The following is a 13991-nucleotide window of genomic DNA, read 5'->3' on the forward strand; positions in this document are numbered from 1 at the left end:
ATCGCTAAGCACTTTGCACGGTAGCGTGGGTCACAGTGCGACGCCAGAGTGGCATTATGCGAACACATGGCACGTAACTCACCACAGACCGATCGCATCGTCATGCTCGCCGAACTTTTGGCGTCCGATCCCGAAACGGGACGCAGCCTTGCCGACATTGCTCGGCACCTTGGGGTCGCAAAGGCAACCTGCTACCCCATGGTCGTCGCGCTGACAGAGTCGGGTTGGCTCGTCCGCCATCCTGTTCGCAAGACATACCAACTCGGCCCTGCCCTTATCCCGATCGGCCAGGCTGCCTCTCGTGCAACCGATGTCGTCGACCTCGCCCGAACTGTCATGCACGAATTGGCCGACACGTCAGAACTGGCATGCCTGGGATTCATCCGGTCAGGCGCCGATCTGGTTGTCGCAGAAGTTGTTCAACCGATCTCCAGACGTGGCGGAACGCTCGGACTACGCGTCGGCGACAAGGTATTGATGGCACCGCCGCTAGGCGCCGCACTGGCAGCTTGGTACGAGCAGGATCAACTCGACGAGTGGTTTCAGCTCGGCACAGAAGCCCTGAATGCGGAGACCGAGCTATTACAGGCAGAGTACGAATCGATCCTCGCCACTATCCGGGAGCGCGGATTTGCCGTGGAATGCCTTTGGCAACAAGACCGTTCGATCTCCGATGCGGTCGCAGAGCTGCGCGCACCGGGGGTCGGCGGACAGCGGGCAGCACTCGCACTACGAGAAGCACGGCGACTTCTGTCCGCAGACGTTGCCATAGGCGCGATCGACCCGAACGCGCACTACCAACTGCTGTCCGTGAACGCGACCGCGTTCGATCAGGACACGTCACCCGCACTGATTCTCTGCCTGGTTGATGCACCGTCATCCGTAACCGGGGAACGCATTACCGAACTCGGCGCACTTGTGTGCGAAGCCGCAGAACGGGTCACCGCGCTGATGCATGGCCGTTCGCCCAACCCATTGACATCTGAAGACCGTGCAACATAGCTTATATAGCGATCGCTAAGCTATGTTCAGAGCAACAACCGCGACAGAAGAGCAAGGAAGTATCCCGTGGGCATACGGTCCAGTGACCAGTATCGAAAAGGCCTCAACGATGATCGTCGGGTCTTCTACCGAGGGAAGAAGATCTCCGACGTCTACGCGGAGCCGGAACTGACTCTCGCAGTCGATCATTCGGCACTGTGTTACGACATTGCCGACGACCGGCCCGACCTCGCGATCACCGAAGTGGACGGCGAACCGGTCAGTGCGTTCTACGTCGCGCCGAACTCCGCCGAAGATCTCGTGCGCCGCGGAGCACTCATCGAGGAAGTATCACGACGCGGCGGCGGAACCATCGTCCTCAAAGAGGTCGGCAGCGACGCATTGTTTGCACTACTACGCGCCACCACCGGCGATGGACTCGACAATGCCCGCGCCTTCTACCAGCGAGTGTGCGAAGGCGACCTGTCCCTGGCCGTCGCCCAAACCGATGTCAAAGGCGACCGCTCACTCACGCCGCGTCAACAGGCCGACCCCGACCTCTACCTTCACATCGTCGACGAAGACGCCGACTCCATCACTGTGCGCGGCGCCAAATGTCACACCTCGTTCTCCGCGAACGCCGACGAGCTCATCGTGCTACCCACCCGCGCCATGGGACCCGACGACGCCGACTACGCCGTATCCTTTGCCATTCCGATCGACACACCGGGTCTCGAACTGTACGTCTCCCCGTACGCTGCCGGGGAACGCAACTCGTTCGAGTTCCCGATCTCCACGAAGCACAAGCTGCTCGAATTGCTCACCGTCTTCAACGACGTACGCGTACCGAAGAATCGGGTCTTCCTCAACCGCCAACCCGAACTCGCCGGCCCGCTCGCACTGGCTTTCGTCGACTACCACCGCTTCACCGCCGTCAATTACAAACTGCCCCTGCTCGACATCATGGTCGGTGCGGCATCGCTGATCGCCGAAGCGAACGGCATCAGCAAGGCCGGCCACGTCAAAGGCAAGATCACCGAACTGATCACCTGGAGCGAAACGGTCCGGGGCTTGGCGCAACTCGCCGCCGTGCGATCCCGTCCCGGCGCACACGGCGTTCAGCAGCCCGATCCTCTCGCCGTCAACATGGCCAAATACCACTTCGCCCACGGATTTCACAACGCCGTCGCTATCCTGACGGACCTCTCCGGCGGCCTGCTCGCCACCGGCCCAGGCGGTGAAGACTGGGACAACCCCGATATTCGCGCCGTCCTCGAGAAGTACTATGCAGCCGCAGTTCCTGCCGAAAAGCGTTTGAGGCTACTCAACTTCATCGCCGACCTCACCGCACGCGACTACGGCGGATACCAATCCGTGCTCGCAACCCACGCAGAAGGCTCACTTGAAGCCGAGAAGCTGCAGATCTCACGCTCCTTCGATCCCACGAAGGCACGAGACTACGTCAGCGACCTGGCCGGAATTTCCCACCTCTGACCCGACTTCCACTCCGACGCAACAGCAAGGACCCTCATGATCTCAACAGCATTCACGGAAACGTTCGGTGTTCGCCATCCCATCGTGCAGGGCGGCATGCAGTGGGTAGGGCGAGCGGAACTCGTTGCTGCCGTTGCCAATGCCGGCGCACTCGGATTCATCACCGCATTGACGCAACCGACGCCCGCGGACCTGGCCAACGAAATCGCCCGCTGCCGCGACCTCACCGATCAGCCGTTCGGCGTCAACCTCACGATCCTGCCGTCCATCACGCCACCTCCGTATGACGAGTACCGCCAGGTGATCGTCGATTCGGGAGTGAAGATCGTAGAGACCGCCGGCTCCAATCCCGGACCGCACCTGCCGATGTTCCACGACGCCGGAATCAAGGTGCTCCACAAGTGCACCACCGTGCGCCATGCAGTGAAGGCTCAGGACCTCGGTGTCGACGGCATCAGCATCGACGGCTTCGAATGCGCCGGCCACCCCGGCGAAGACGATGTTGCTGGACTTGTCCTGATTCCCGCAGCGGCAGAGAAGATTTCGATTCCCATGATCGCCTCCGGCGGATTTGCCGACGCCCGCGGACTCGTCGCCGCCCTGGCTCTCGGCGCCGACGGCATCAACATGGGCACACGCTTCATGTGCACCGTCGAATCGCCGATTCACCAGAACATCAAAGAAGCCATCGTCGCCGCCGACGAAACCCAGACCGAACTCATCTTCCGGCCACTGCGCAATACCGCGCGGGTCGCAAGCAACACCGTCAGCCGTGAGGTCGTCGACATCCTCTCACGAGGAGGACAATTCGAAGACGTACGCGAACTGGTCGCAGGCGCTCGCGGACGCACCGTCTACGAAAAGGGCGACCCTGACGCCGGAATCTGGACTGTCGGAACCTCGCAGGGGCTGATTCACGACATCCCCACCGTCGACGACATGGTGCAGCGCATGGTCTCCGAAGCCGAGGACATCATCGGAGCGCGTCTGCGCTCGATGACCGAACGCGTTTCCGTCTAGGACAGGAGAGAAAGTATGCGTCGCACACTCTTCACCGAAGATCACGAAGCCTATCGAGATTCCGTCCGCGAGTTTATTGCCCGTGAGGTGAGCCCACACTACGACGACTGGGAAGAAAACCGTCTCGTGGACCGATCAGCGTGGCTTGCCGCCGGCAAGATGGGCATCATCGGCTTGGCCGTACCCGAACAGTACGGCGGGTCAGGAGAACTCGACTACCGCTACCGTTACATCGTCGCCGAAGAGATCGCCCGTAGCGCCACCACTTCGTTCGGCGCCGGACTCGGACTCCAGGACGACATCGTCATCCCGTACATCGCCGATCTCGGAACCGACGAGCAGAAACAGCGCTGGCTTCCGGGAATGGCTGCCGGAGAGATCATCTGCGCCATTGCGATGACCGAGCCGGGAACCGGTAGCGATCTGCAGGGTATCAAGACCACTGCAGTTCGTGACGGGGACGACTGGATCTTGAACGGCCAGAAGACATTCATCACCAGCGGTATCCATGCCGACATCGTGATCGTCGCTGCCCGTACTGATCCCAGCGCTGGATCGCGCGGCTTCAGCCTCTTGGTCGTCGAACGTGGAATGGAAGGGTTCACCCGCGGTCGCAAGCTCCACAAAGTAGGTCTTGCAGGCCAGGACACAGCCGAGTTGTCGTTCGAGAACGTCCGTGTGCCGGCGAGCAACCTACTCGGTACCGAGGGCGGTGGACTCATCCATTTGATGGAACGACTTCCCCGCGAGCGGCTCTCGATTGCCGTCAGCGCAATCTGCGTGGCACGGGCGGCCTACGAATGGACCAAGGCCTACGCCTTCGATCGCAGTGCATTCGGAAAGCCCATCGGCGACTTCCAGAACACACGATTTGCACTCGCCGAGATGCTCACCGAAATCGACGTGACACAGGCGTACGTCGACAATGCAGTCCTGGCGATCAACGACGGGGAGCTCTCCGCCGTCGAAGCGGCGCAGGCAAAATGGTGGGCAAGCGAGCTACAAAAGCGTGTAGTGGACCGATGCGTCCAACTGCACGGCGGGTACGGCTACATGATGGAATATCCGATCGGTCGAGCCTACGTCGACAGCCGAATTCAGACGATCTACGGCGGCACCACCGAAATCATGAAAGAGATCATCGGTCGGGACATCGCCAAGAACTGACAGGCATCGAGTCAATCCAAACCGTCGGGCCCACACCACTACCGGTGTGGGCCCGACGTGCACTCAGCGGACAATCTTGCCTTGCCGGTACTCACAGCCGCCCCAGACCCCGGTCTGCGCAGTATCGGCCGCATAGGCAGCGCACGCGATGGCGATGGGGCACCGGGCGCAGATCTCGGCCGCGTAATCGAACGCCTCACTCGGGTCGGGGAACCACCGGTCCGGGTGCCGATCGCCGCGGCAGGCGGCGACGGCCCAGTTTGCGGTCTCCTCCGAGATAGGTAGCAGGTCAGCCAATGTCATCATCGTCGTCATGGGATATGCCTCCTTCCGAAGCGATTCAGAGATGAGGAGTCAGTTCGCGCCAGATCGTGTGCTGGCGTTTGCGGTCGGTGCGGGGCGCTCGAGGTACCCAGAGGAGCGGCATGCCTGACTCTTCCGGGGTCTGATCGGACTTGACGTTATTGCAGTTCAGGCAGCACGCCACGAGGTTCGCCCAGTTGTTGTTTCCGCCTCGGCTACGTGGGTAGACGTGGTCGACTGTCGTCGCCCCCGCCGCACCGCAATAGGCGCACCGATAGTGGTCGCGTGCCAGAACACCGGCGAAGCTCGCGCGGGTGTCGTCGTCGATCGTCGGACGTGGCGGGGTGTGCACGTACTCGAGTAGCTGAATGGTCCGCGGCAGCGGAATCGCCACATGCTGGGAGCGCACGACGAACCGCGGAGAGTGCTCGACCAGTGTGAGTGCGAGATCCTCGACGAGCAGCACAACCGCGCGAGCGGCTGGTACGAGGTCGAAGTCCTCGTAGGTGACGTTGAGAACCCGCACCTGTTTGTTCATCCAGGTGCGGGTCGTGATGGCGGTGAGTGTGCTGGGCATGACAATCGACAACCTTGTTCTCTCACAGAGGGAGTGGTGGTTCTCGAGGTGTGATCGTCCGGTGTGGCCGAGGTCGGCCGTGGGGTCACCCGTTGGATGGAGTCGGGACGCGCACGCCCCGAACTGTGGGGCTTCAGCAGATGCGGAATCCGGCGGTCATGCCGGAGTTTCCCGCCAGCCGGTCCAGGAAATGGATCATCGACTGCGGCTTGCGGTATGAGTACAAGCTGGAGTGCATTCGCGTGTCCTTCCTGATCGTGTGCGTCGGCTACAGGTTGCCCAGTGTGCCATGTCATGGCCCAGATGTATTGCGGATATTCACGGGCGGCAGCCCGCGCGTCGTCGCTCAGTTCAACTGGCCTACCACTGTCAGCCGAACACCGCTGCCCGCTTACCCTGAAACGCAGCAACGCCTTCCGCGAAATCGGCGCCACCAAGAAGCCCGATCTGTCCGGCGCGCTCACGCTCGAAGGCTGAGTCCAGTTCAGTCAAGGTGGCGTCGTTGATCGCGTCCTTGGTCTGCTGGAATGCCTTACCCGGCCCGCTACCCAGGCGCTGAATCAGCTCCGCAAGCTCGTCGTCGAATGCGTCGTCCGGGCAGACCTGAGAGATCAGCCCACTGTCGAAAGCGTCTCGTGCCGAAAGTTTTTCCGCAAGGAGTGCCATTCGCATGGCCCGGGCACGGCCGATCGACGCCGCAACGAGAGCTGTTGCACCGCCGTCAGGCATCAAGCCCACCTTCGTGAACGCGAGCAGGAAGTAACTCGACTCGCCGGCAAGGGTGAGATCACACGCCAATGCCAGTGAAACACCCACTCCTGCAGCGGGACCTCGTACCGCTGCGATCACGGGGGCGGGAAACGATCTGATGGCACGCGCCAGGTCGTTGGCGGCATCGATGGTGTCCGCGGAGGGCGGACCCGACAACACCGCATCCGCCAGGTCCGCCCCGGTGCAGAATGCTCTGCCCTCTCCCTCGAGTACCGCCACCCGTACGTCGCCGCGACGCGCGTGATCGTCGAATACCGTAGCGAGATTCTGCAACGATTCGGTGTTCACCGCATTCATTCGGTGTGGCCTGTTGATCACAACACGAAGCACGCCGTTGTCATGGGTCGAGTAGACGTCTGATCGAGTTGCAGTCATGTCAGTCCTTGTCGTTCAGGCAGTCGTCCGGTCGCGGCAGGAAGCGGCGACGGAAGGGTCTTGCCTAAGTATGCGATTCACTGATATTCATACCTTAGCGAACGATAAGTAACAAGGAGAAGTAGACCATGTCCGACCTACTCGACATCAGTACACCGACGCCGGGCGTTGCCCTGCTCACTCTCAATCGACCCGAACGACTCAACGCGCTCGACGTCCACCTGGTCGCCGCATTGACCGCAGCGCTGGACGACATCGCGTCGGATAGAACGTGTCGCGTCGTGGTCATCACCGGCGCAGGACGAGCGTTCTGTGCCGGGCTGGATCTCGAGGGCTACGGCGACTCCGAACGAGACGAGACCGAAGGCAGAACTCTCGCGGCGTTCGGACGACAGCAGGACATCGCACATCTGACCGAGCGAATCAATTCACTACCCCAGCCTGTGATCGCCGCGGTGAACGGGCCGGCGGCGGGCGGCGGACTAGCACTCGTCTGCGCCAGTGACATCCGAATATCCGCACCCGAGGCAGTTTTTGCGGTCTCGTTCATCACCGCCGGATACTCGGCGTGCGATATCGGCGTCTCGTGGTTGTTGCCACGCATCGTCGGGGCCGGCAATGCACACGAACTGATGCTGACCGGGCGTCGATTCGACGCCTCGCATGCGCAATCCATCGGACTCATCTCCCGAATCGTCGACTCGGAAGACCTTCTCACCGAGGCACTTCGAATCGCCGGTGAGATCCTGAACAATCCGCCGGTCTCGGTCGAGATGACCAAGAAGGGCATGTGGTTGGCTCTGGAAACCCCGACGCTGCATGCGGCGATCGAGTTCGAGAACCGCCAGCAGGTCATTACCGCTCTCACGGAGGATGCTGCCGAAGCTACAGCGGCATTTCTCGAGAAGCGGGCTCCGACCTACCGGCGGCGTTGACGATCTGGGGGAACCTGACTGCACTTCAGGTGCTCAGCCAGTCACTCACCACGGCTGCGGTATCCGCGCCAGGTTTGGGCGCCCCAGCGGGCTGAGTCGTTGTCGTCCGCGAAAATCGCGGCGCCGGTGCCGACTGCACTATCCCGTCGGCTTCGACCAAAGTTCCACGGTGCGCAAGGTGCGGGTGCGTTGCAGCCTCTGCAGGGCTCAGAACCGGTGCAACGCACGCATCCGTCGATTCGAAGAGCGCCGCCCACTCGTCACGTGTGCGTGCTGCAAACGCTTCCGTGAATCGCTCGCGCAGTTCCGGCCAGCCATCCTGATCCATCTGTGCGGGTAGGGACGCGGGATCGAATCCCAGACCGTCGAGCAGCGCCCGGTAAAACTGCGGCTCGAGTGCACCGACAGCAACGAACTTGCCGTCCGAGCATTGATACGTGTCGTAGAACGGAGTCGAACCGTCCAGCAGATTGGTTGCGCGAGAATCACTCCACTGCCCACTACCACGAAGCGACCAGATCATCTGTGCCAGTACCGATGTTCCGTCGACAATGGCTGCGTCGATCACCTGGCCTTTGCCGGATTTCTCACGTTCGTACAGCGCAGAGACGATTCCCAGGATCAAGAACATCGAGCCGCCGCCGAAGTCGCCCACCAGATTCAACGGGACCACGGGCTTCTCGGCTGGGCCGATTGTATGGAGGACACCGGTCAGCGCAAGGTAAGTGATGTCATGCCCCGCGCGCTGAGCCAATGGGCCTTCCTGACCCCAACCCGTCATGCGAGCGTAGATCAGTCGGTCGTTGACCTGCCTACAGTCGTCCGGACCGAACCCCAGTCGTTCGGTGACGCCGGGGCGGAAACCTTCTACCAACACATCGGTTTTCGCAATGAGAGCCCTGACGAGTTCGCGCCCCGCGTCGGTCTTGAGATCAGCCTCGATCGAGAGGCGACCGCGCAACAATTGGTCCTGATCCTTGGGCGAGATTTCCAGCCCGCCCGACGGACGTTCGATGCGGACGACGTCGGCTCCGAGATCGGCCAGCATCATCGCAGCGTGCGGTCCCGGTCCGAGGCCGGCAAACTCCAGTACGCGCACTCCGTGCAACGGGCCGCTCATCGGGCACCGGCCTTGTCCGAATAACGATCACGCAGTATGCCTTTGACAAGTTTTCCGGTAGGGGTGCGCGGAAGATCGGCGCTGAACACGAGCCGCTTCGGCAGCTTGTACTTCGCAATCTGCCCCCGCAGATGATCGAGCAATTCGTCGCGAAGCGCATCACCGGCTACCAGACCGGGAACAGGCTCGACAACTGCCATCACGATCTCGCCCATCTCGTCGTCCGGAACACCGATCACCGCCGCATCCAACACCGACGGATGGTCGATCAGCGCGTTCTCGATTTCCTGCGGATAGATGTTCACACCACCGGAGATAATCATGAACGACTTTCGATCAGTCAGGAACAGATAGCCATCCTCGTCGACATATCCGACATCACCCGTCGTTGTCCACGTCGGATGCGCGGGATGCTGTGCCTCACGGGTCTTTTCAGGGGAATTGTGGTAATTGAAGGGAAGTGCATCACGTTCGAAGTACAGGGTACCCACCTCTCCCGCAGGCAGATCCTCACCGTTCTCGCCGCAGATATGCAGAACACCCAAGGCCGCCCGGCCCACCGTCCCCGGTTTACGCAGCCATTCATCGGAGTGGACGAGGGTCATACCGTTCAACTCGGTGGACGAGTAGTACTCGTCGAGAATCGGGCCCCACCACTCGATCATCCGACGCTTCACGTCAACCGGGCACGGCGCCGCAGCATGCACCGCCAGACGCAACGACGAGATATCGTAACGCTCTCGCACCTCCTGCGGAAGTTTGAGCATCCGAACAAACATCGTCGGAACCCACTGGCTGTAGGTAACTCGATACTTCTCGATGTACTCGAGCGCCTTCTCTTCATTGAACCGATTCATCACGACGACGGTTCCACCCAGCGCCTGTACCGATGCACAAGTGCGAAGTGGCGCAGCGTGATACAGCGGAGCCGGCGAAAGGTAAACGTCGGAATCGGTAACGCCCCAAGCAGTCTGGTTCATCACCGTCATCTGATCACCGGCATCCTGAATCTGCCGATCCGGCAACGCCGGCTTGATCCCCTTGGGCCGACCGGTTGTTCCCGATGAGTACAACATGTCGGCACCTCGAGGCTGATCCGGCAACGGCTCATCGGACTCCAGCGCCGCTGCCGCGTCAAGCGAGGCGTACCCATCCAGTTCGCCACCGAAGGACAACCGAATCACATCTGCCGGAATGAGATCGGCCAAAGTCCCCGCCAATTCAGGTAACGCCGAATCGACAATAACCACCTTGGCGTCACAATCTTCGACAATGTAGGCACCCTCGGGAGCAGTCAAATGCCAGTTCACCATCGTGAGATAGACACCCGACCGCATTGCAGCCCAGTAGATGTCGAAAACCTGAATGTTGTTGGTGGCGAGCACCGCCAAATTGTCGCCGCGTCGCATACCCAGTTCATGCAGAACACGCGCGATTCTAATCGAATTTGCTTCCAACTCCGCAAACGTCACCACCGCACCGGTCTCCGCGACAATGACAGCAGCTTTGTCCGGGGTTGTTGCGACATAGGCTCCGGGGTACATGGTTTCACTCCAAGGTTTCGTTCACAAAAGATGAATGGTTTCAGCTCATTCGAAGGACAGAGCCACTTTTCCGACAGCAGACCGGTCTTTCAGGGATGTCAACGCATCCACGGCACGATCTGACGGATAGAGAGTCGGTTCGGGCACTCGCAGGACCCCGGACTCGAGCAAAGGGTAAAGCACATTCCATTGACGGGCAAGGTATCCGGGATCGGTTCGCAGATACTCACCCCATCCGGCGCCCATCACCGAAATATTGTTCAGCAGAAGTCGATTGACCTTGACGGTCGGTATCTCACCGCCTGTGAAGCCTAGGACGATCAGGCGACCGTTGGGAGCGAGACTGCGCAAGCTGTCCGTGAAACGATCACCACCGACGGGGTCGAGGATGATATCGACGCCGCGACCGTTCGTGATCTCACGAACTCGATCCTTCCAGCCGTCGACCAAGACGACGTGCGATGCACCCGACTCGGCAGCCAGTGCAGCTTTCTCCGGCGTGCTCACCACCGCAATGGTTTCGAGCCCGAGCGCGGCAGCGACATGCAGTGCGGCAATACCTACTCCACCTGCAGCGCCGTGAACCAGCACCGTCTCACCGGCTCGATACCGAGCTCGTTCGTCGAGCGCGAAATGCACCGTCAGATAGTTGACCAGAAATCCGGATCCTGCTGTGAGAGATACGGAATCCGGGAGAGGGAAGACCGAGGACGGCTTCACGAGCACAGTGCGCTGCCAGGATCCGTCCTCCGTGGACAACACAGCTACGCGGTCACCCGGGGACAGATCTGACCCTGCCGGCACACTACGAACAACACCCGCGCCTTCCAGCCCGAGAACACATGGCAATTCACGCGCCATTTGATAACTGCCAGTGGTCTGGAGAAGGTCCGGAAAACACACTCCGGCGGCATGCAGGTCGACCACAACCCGCGTCGGGTCTGTCGGCTCGGCGATATCGACCGAACGCAAACCTTCCGGTCCGATCAATTCTGCTAGCTGGACTGCATGCATTCGCGCTCCTCGTGGTGATCCGACATCTTTGACTGTTCAGGCGCGCCCGTGGTACCAGTTTAACGAGCGATAGGTAAGACTTTACGACGAGAGGTAGTCCATGGCAATCACGCCCGAGCACAAGACATCCGAAGCAGCAGCACTGTACGAGGTTCGTGGGCAGGTTGCGATCATCACCCTGAATCGACCACGGGCCCTGAACGCGGTGAACGCGGCTCTGTCGACCGCAGTCGGCACCTTGCTGGAACAGGCCGAAGCGGACGCCGACGTGCGCGTCGTCGTGATCACCGGCTCCGGCCGTGCGTTCTGCGCCGGTGCGGACCTCAAAGCCCTGTCGGCGGGAGAGAGCACCGACGCCGACGGTCATCCCGAACGGGGTTTCGCGGGTTACGTACAGCACTGGATCAGCAAACCGACCATAGCCGCGGTCAACGGATTTGCGCTCGGCGGTGGCACCGAACTGGTGCTCGCGAGCGACCTTGCGGTGGTCGACGAGAACGCGCAGCTGGGCCTGCCCGAGGTCAAGCGCGGATTGTTCGCCGCTGCCGGCGGCGTGATCCGACTGCAGCAACAAGTCCCTCGGAAAGTGGCGCTCGAAATTGCACTGACCGGCGAACCGATCACGGCCGCGCAGGGCAAGGAACTGGGCCTGGTCAACCGCGTCGCACCGGCGGGAACCGCACTGGACATTGCGCTCGAATTGGCGGAGCAGATCGCGGCAAACGCGCCACTGTCGGTGAGAGAGTCGAAGTCGATGATTCATCGAACCGCAACGGCATCGGACTGGGAACCTGATGTGTGGGCAGCCAACGCCGCTGCAATAAAGGTGGTCTTCACCAGCGCCGACGCACAGGAAGGCCCGCTGGCCTTTGCGCAGAAGCGCCCGGCCGTCTGGACCGGTCGCTGAGCCGTTTTCCATGCGCCACCGGAATCCTCGATTCCGGTGGCGGGTACGGATTTCCGTCACCGTCACCACTGCGGTCGCGGGAGATGTTCCGAGAACAGGTCAGGCATCGCGTCGCTGCACCGATCCGGGAAGTTCGCGTCACGCTTGCCGAGGAAGGCACTGATGCCCTCCCGGACGTCCTCTTGCGCGCCTCTGGCGTTGATCCCGATGCTCTCGATCCGATGCGCCGCCATGGGATGTGAGGCGCCGAGCAGGCGCCAAACCATCTGACGCGAGAGCGCAACGGAAACCGGAGCGCTGTGGCGAGTAAGGTTGCGCGCGAGGGCAATAGCCTCACCCAACAGATCGTCGGCCGAATAGAGTTGGTAGACCAATCCTGCGGCGTGGGCTTCGGTAGCCGGAAAGATCCGCCCGGAGTAAATCCAGTCGAGTGCTCGTTGCAGCGGAACCAACTTCGGCAGCAGCCAGGAGGAACACGATTCCGGCACAAGGCCTCGGCGATTGAAGACGAACCCCATCCGGGCGTCGTCAGCCGCCAATCGGAAGTCCGCAGCGAGAGTCATGGTGATGCCGACGCCGACCGCGGGACCATTGATCGCCGCAATGATCGGCTTCAGTGAGTCGAACATCCGTAGCACCACACGACCGCCGCCATCACGCCGTTCGCCGGCGCTACTCTCTTCTGCGCCGTTCTGCTCGACGCTCCATTCGGTGAAAGTATCCGGCCCGGAGGACAGATCGGCGCCGGCACAGAACGCTCGACCTGCTCCGGTCAGAATCACGGCGCGTACGGAATCGTCAGCGTCGGTGATGTCGAACGCCTCGATCAGTTCGTTTTCCATGATCGTGGTGAAGGCGTTCAGCTTGTCCGGTCGATCGAGAGTAATGACGGCGATGCCGTCGTCCACGGTCAGCGATATGTGCTGCACAGGCAAATTCTCCTCTTGTTAACGAACGATAAGCTCACAGGATGTGGATATTCGCAGTTCACGGCGGATATTTGCGGCCCGTCGAACCTTGTGATCGTTCGGCTACTACGCTGTGTCCGGATACCGGAAGACGTGCAGAACGCGAGGAGATCGAAAAATGAGCGTGGCAAAAACTGCCGCAGTCCGGCAGCTCATTCTCGATTCTGCTGTCCGAAACATGAACGAACGCGGCTACCACGGCACATCCATGCGCGACATCGCCGCTGGTGCCGATCTGACAGTCGCATCCATCTATCACCACTTCAAATCCAAGCAGGAAATTCTGCAGGAGATAATGCTCCAAGCACTGCGAGACGCTCACGGTATGACGCGTAGCGCGCTGCTCCGCTCGGGTGGAGAGCCGAAAGACCAACTGCAAGCGCTGGTTCGCGCATGGGTCATGTTCCACACGACGCGACGCGAAGACGCACTTGTCGGAGCAACCGAGCTGCGCAGTCTCGACGAGCCGGGGCACCGCTTGGTAGTAGCACTGCGCGACGAGCAGGAAAACATCTTCCGGGATGTCATCGAACGCGGAGTGGAAGAAGGCGCGTTCCGCACCGAATACCCACGAGATGCCGTTCGCGCCATCATCAATATGGGGCAGCAGGTCTGCGTGTGGTGGCGTGCCGACGGGCCCCTGAGCGCGCAGGACATCGCGGATCGCTACTGCGCTTTGGCCACCGCGATGGTCGAACCGGCCTGACCGGCCTGAACAATCCTTCCGTTGCACGCGTTTCACCGGAATCCACACCTCCGCCATCTGTGAGACCTGCGTCACGAAATGCCCATAATGTCAGGCGAACGATCGTTTG

The 13991-nt window shown here is 61.1% G+C and carries 14 protein-coding genes; 7 read left to right on the plus strand and 7 right to left on the minus strand.

Annotated elements, in window-relative coordinates:
- Positions 1-66 precede the first annotated feature (66 nt).
- From V2B23_RS14870 to V2B23_RS14885, 4 genes are all read left to right on the plus strand, one after another.
- A complete protein-coding gene (locus tag V2B23_RS14870) occupies positions 67-1002 on the plus strand; it encodes an IclR family transcriptional regulator (protein WP_430951040.1) in 936 nt (311 codons plus the stop codon).
- A gap of 66 nt (positions 1003-1068) precedes the next feature.
- Complete coding sequence (locus V2B23_RS14875) at positions 1069-2475, plus strand: 4-hydroxyphenylacetate 3-hydroxylase N-terminal domain-containing protein (protein WP_430951041.1); 1407 nt, start codon at positions 1069-1071, stop codon at positions 2473-2475.
- 36 nt (positions 2476-2511) lie between these two features.
- Positions 2512-3495 (plus strand): NAD(P)H-dependent flavin oxidoreductase, encoded by a 984-nt coding sequence (locus V2B23_RS14880; protein WP_033236365.1) that lies wholly within the window; start codon positions 2512-2514, stop codon positions 3493-3495.
- A 15-nt stretch (positions 3496-3510) separates the two neighbouring features.
- Entirely contained in the window at positions 3511-4662 is a 1152-nt protein-coding gene (locus tag V2B23_RS14885) for an acyl-CoA dehydrogenase family protein (protein ID WP_430951042.1), read from the plus strand.
- 63 nt (positions 4663-4725) lie between these two features.
- Here the strand turns inward: V2B23_RS14885 and V2B23_RS14890 are convergent, their stop codons facing one another.
- The 3 genes from V2B23_RS14890 to V2B23_RS14900 form a co-directional block, all read right to left on the minus strand.
- Positions 4726-4977 carry a WhiB family transcriptional regulator gene (locus V2B23_RS14890; protein WP_430951043.1) on the minus strand — a complete coding sequence of 84 codons (252 nt, stop codon included), beginning with the start codon at positions 4975-4977 and terminating at the stop codon, positions 4726-4728.
- 25 nt (positions 4978-5002) lie between these two features.
- Positions 5003-5542 carry an HNH endonuclease gene (locus V2B23_RS14895; RefSeq protein WP_430951044.1) on the minus strand — a complete coding sequence of 180 codons (540 nt, stop codon included), beginning with the start codon at positions 5540-5542 and terminating at the stop codon, positions 5003-5005.
- Positions 5543-5911: 369 nt separating this feature from the next.
- Positions 5912-6688: an enoyl-CoA hydratase gene (locus V2B23_RS14900; RefSeq protein ID WP_430951045.1), complete on the minus strand. Its 777-nt coding sequence runs from the start codon at positions 6686-6688 to the stop codon at positions 5912-5914.
- Positions 6689-6816: 128 nt separating this feature from the next.
- On the opposite strand from V2B23_RS14900, the gene V2B23_RS14905 reads away from it, so the two are divergent.
- Positions 6817-7623, plus strand: coding sequence for an enoyl-CoA hydratase/isomerase family protein (locus V2B23_RS14905; RefSeq protein ID WP_430951046.1), 807 nt, complete (start codon positions 6817-6819; stop codon positions 7621-7623).
- Between the two features lie 25 nt (positions 7624-7648).
- On the opposite strand, the gene V2B23_RS14910 is transcribed toward V2B23_RS14905, so the two are convergent.
- The 3 genes from V2B23_RS14910 to V2B23_RS14920 are packed head-to-tail and all read right to left on the minus strand — an operon-like array spanning position 7649 to position 11301.
- A complete protein-coding gene (locus tag V2B23_RS14910; protein WP_430951047.1) occupies positions 7649-8743 on the minus strand; it encodes a CaiB/BaiF CoA transferase family protein in 1095 nt (364 codons plus the stop codon).
- Positions 8740-10287 (minus strand): acyl-CoA synthetase, encoded by a 1548-nt coding sequence (locus V2B23_RS14915; RefSeq protein WP_430951048.1) that lies wholly within the window; start codon positions 10285-10287, stop codon positions 8740-8742. The genes V2B23_RS14910 and V2B23_RS14915 overlap by 4 nt, the downstream gene beginning before the upstream one ends.
- A gap of 45 nt (positions 10288-10332) precedes the next feature.
- Complete coding sequence (locus V2B23_RS14920) at positions 10333-11301, minus strand: NADPH:quinone oxidoreductase family protein (protein ID WP_430951049.1); 969 nt, start codon at positions 11299-11301, stop codon at positions 10333-10335.
- Positions 11302-11401: 100 nt separating this feature from the next.
- On the opposite strand from V2B23_RS14920, the gene V2B23_RS14925 reads away from it, so the two are divergent.
- Positions 11402-12208 carry a crotonase/enoyl-CoA hydratase family protein gene (locus V2B23_RS14925; protein ID WP_430951050.1) on the plus strand — a complete coding sequence of 269 codons (807 nt, stop codon included), beginning with the start codon at positions 11402-11404 and terminating at the stop codon, positions 12206-12208.
- Between the two features lie 62 nt (positions 12209-12270).
- Here the strand turns inward: V2B23_RS14925 and V2B23_RS14930 are convergent, their stop codons facing one another.
- On the minus strand, positions 12271-13137 hold the full coding sequence (locus V2B23_RS14930; protein WP_430951051.1) for a crotonase/enoyl-CoA hydratase family protein: 867 nt from the start codon (positions 13135-13137) through the stop codon (positions 12271-12273).
- A 157-nt stretch (positions 13138-13294) separates the two neighbouring features.
- Between V2B23_RS14930 and V2B23_RS14935 the strand changes: the two genes are divergently transcribed.
- Entirely contained in the window at positions 13295-13882 is a 588-nt protein-coding gene (locus V2B23_RS14935; protein WP_430951052.1) for a TetR/AcrR family transcriptional regulator, read from the plus strand.
- The last annotated feature ends 109 nt before the right edge of the window (positions 13883-13991 follow it).

It is taken from the genome of Rhodococcus sp. 24CO (assembly GCF_050586165.1).
In the GTDB taxonomy this organism is placed as follows: Bacteria; Actinomycetota; Actinomycetes; order Mycobacteriales; family Mycobacteriaceae; genus Rhodococcus_F.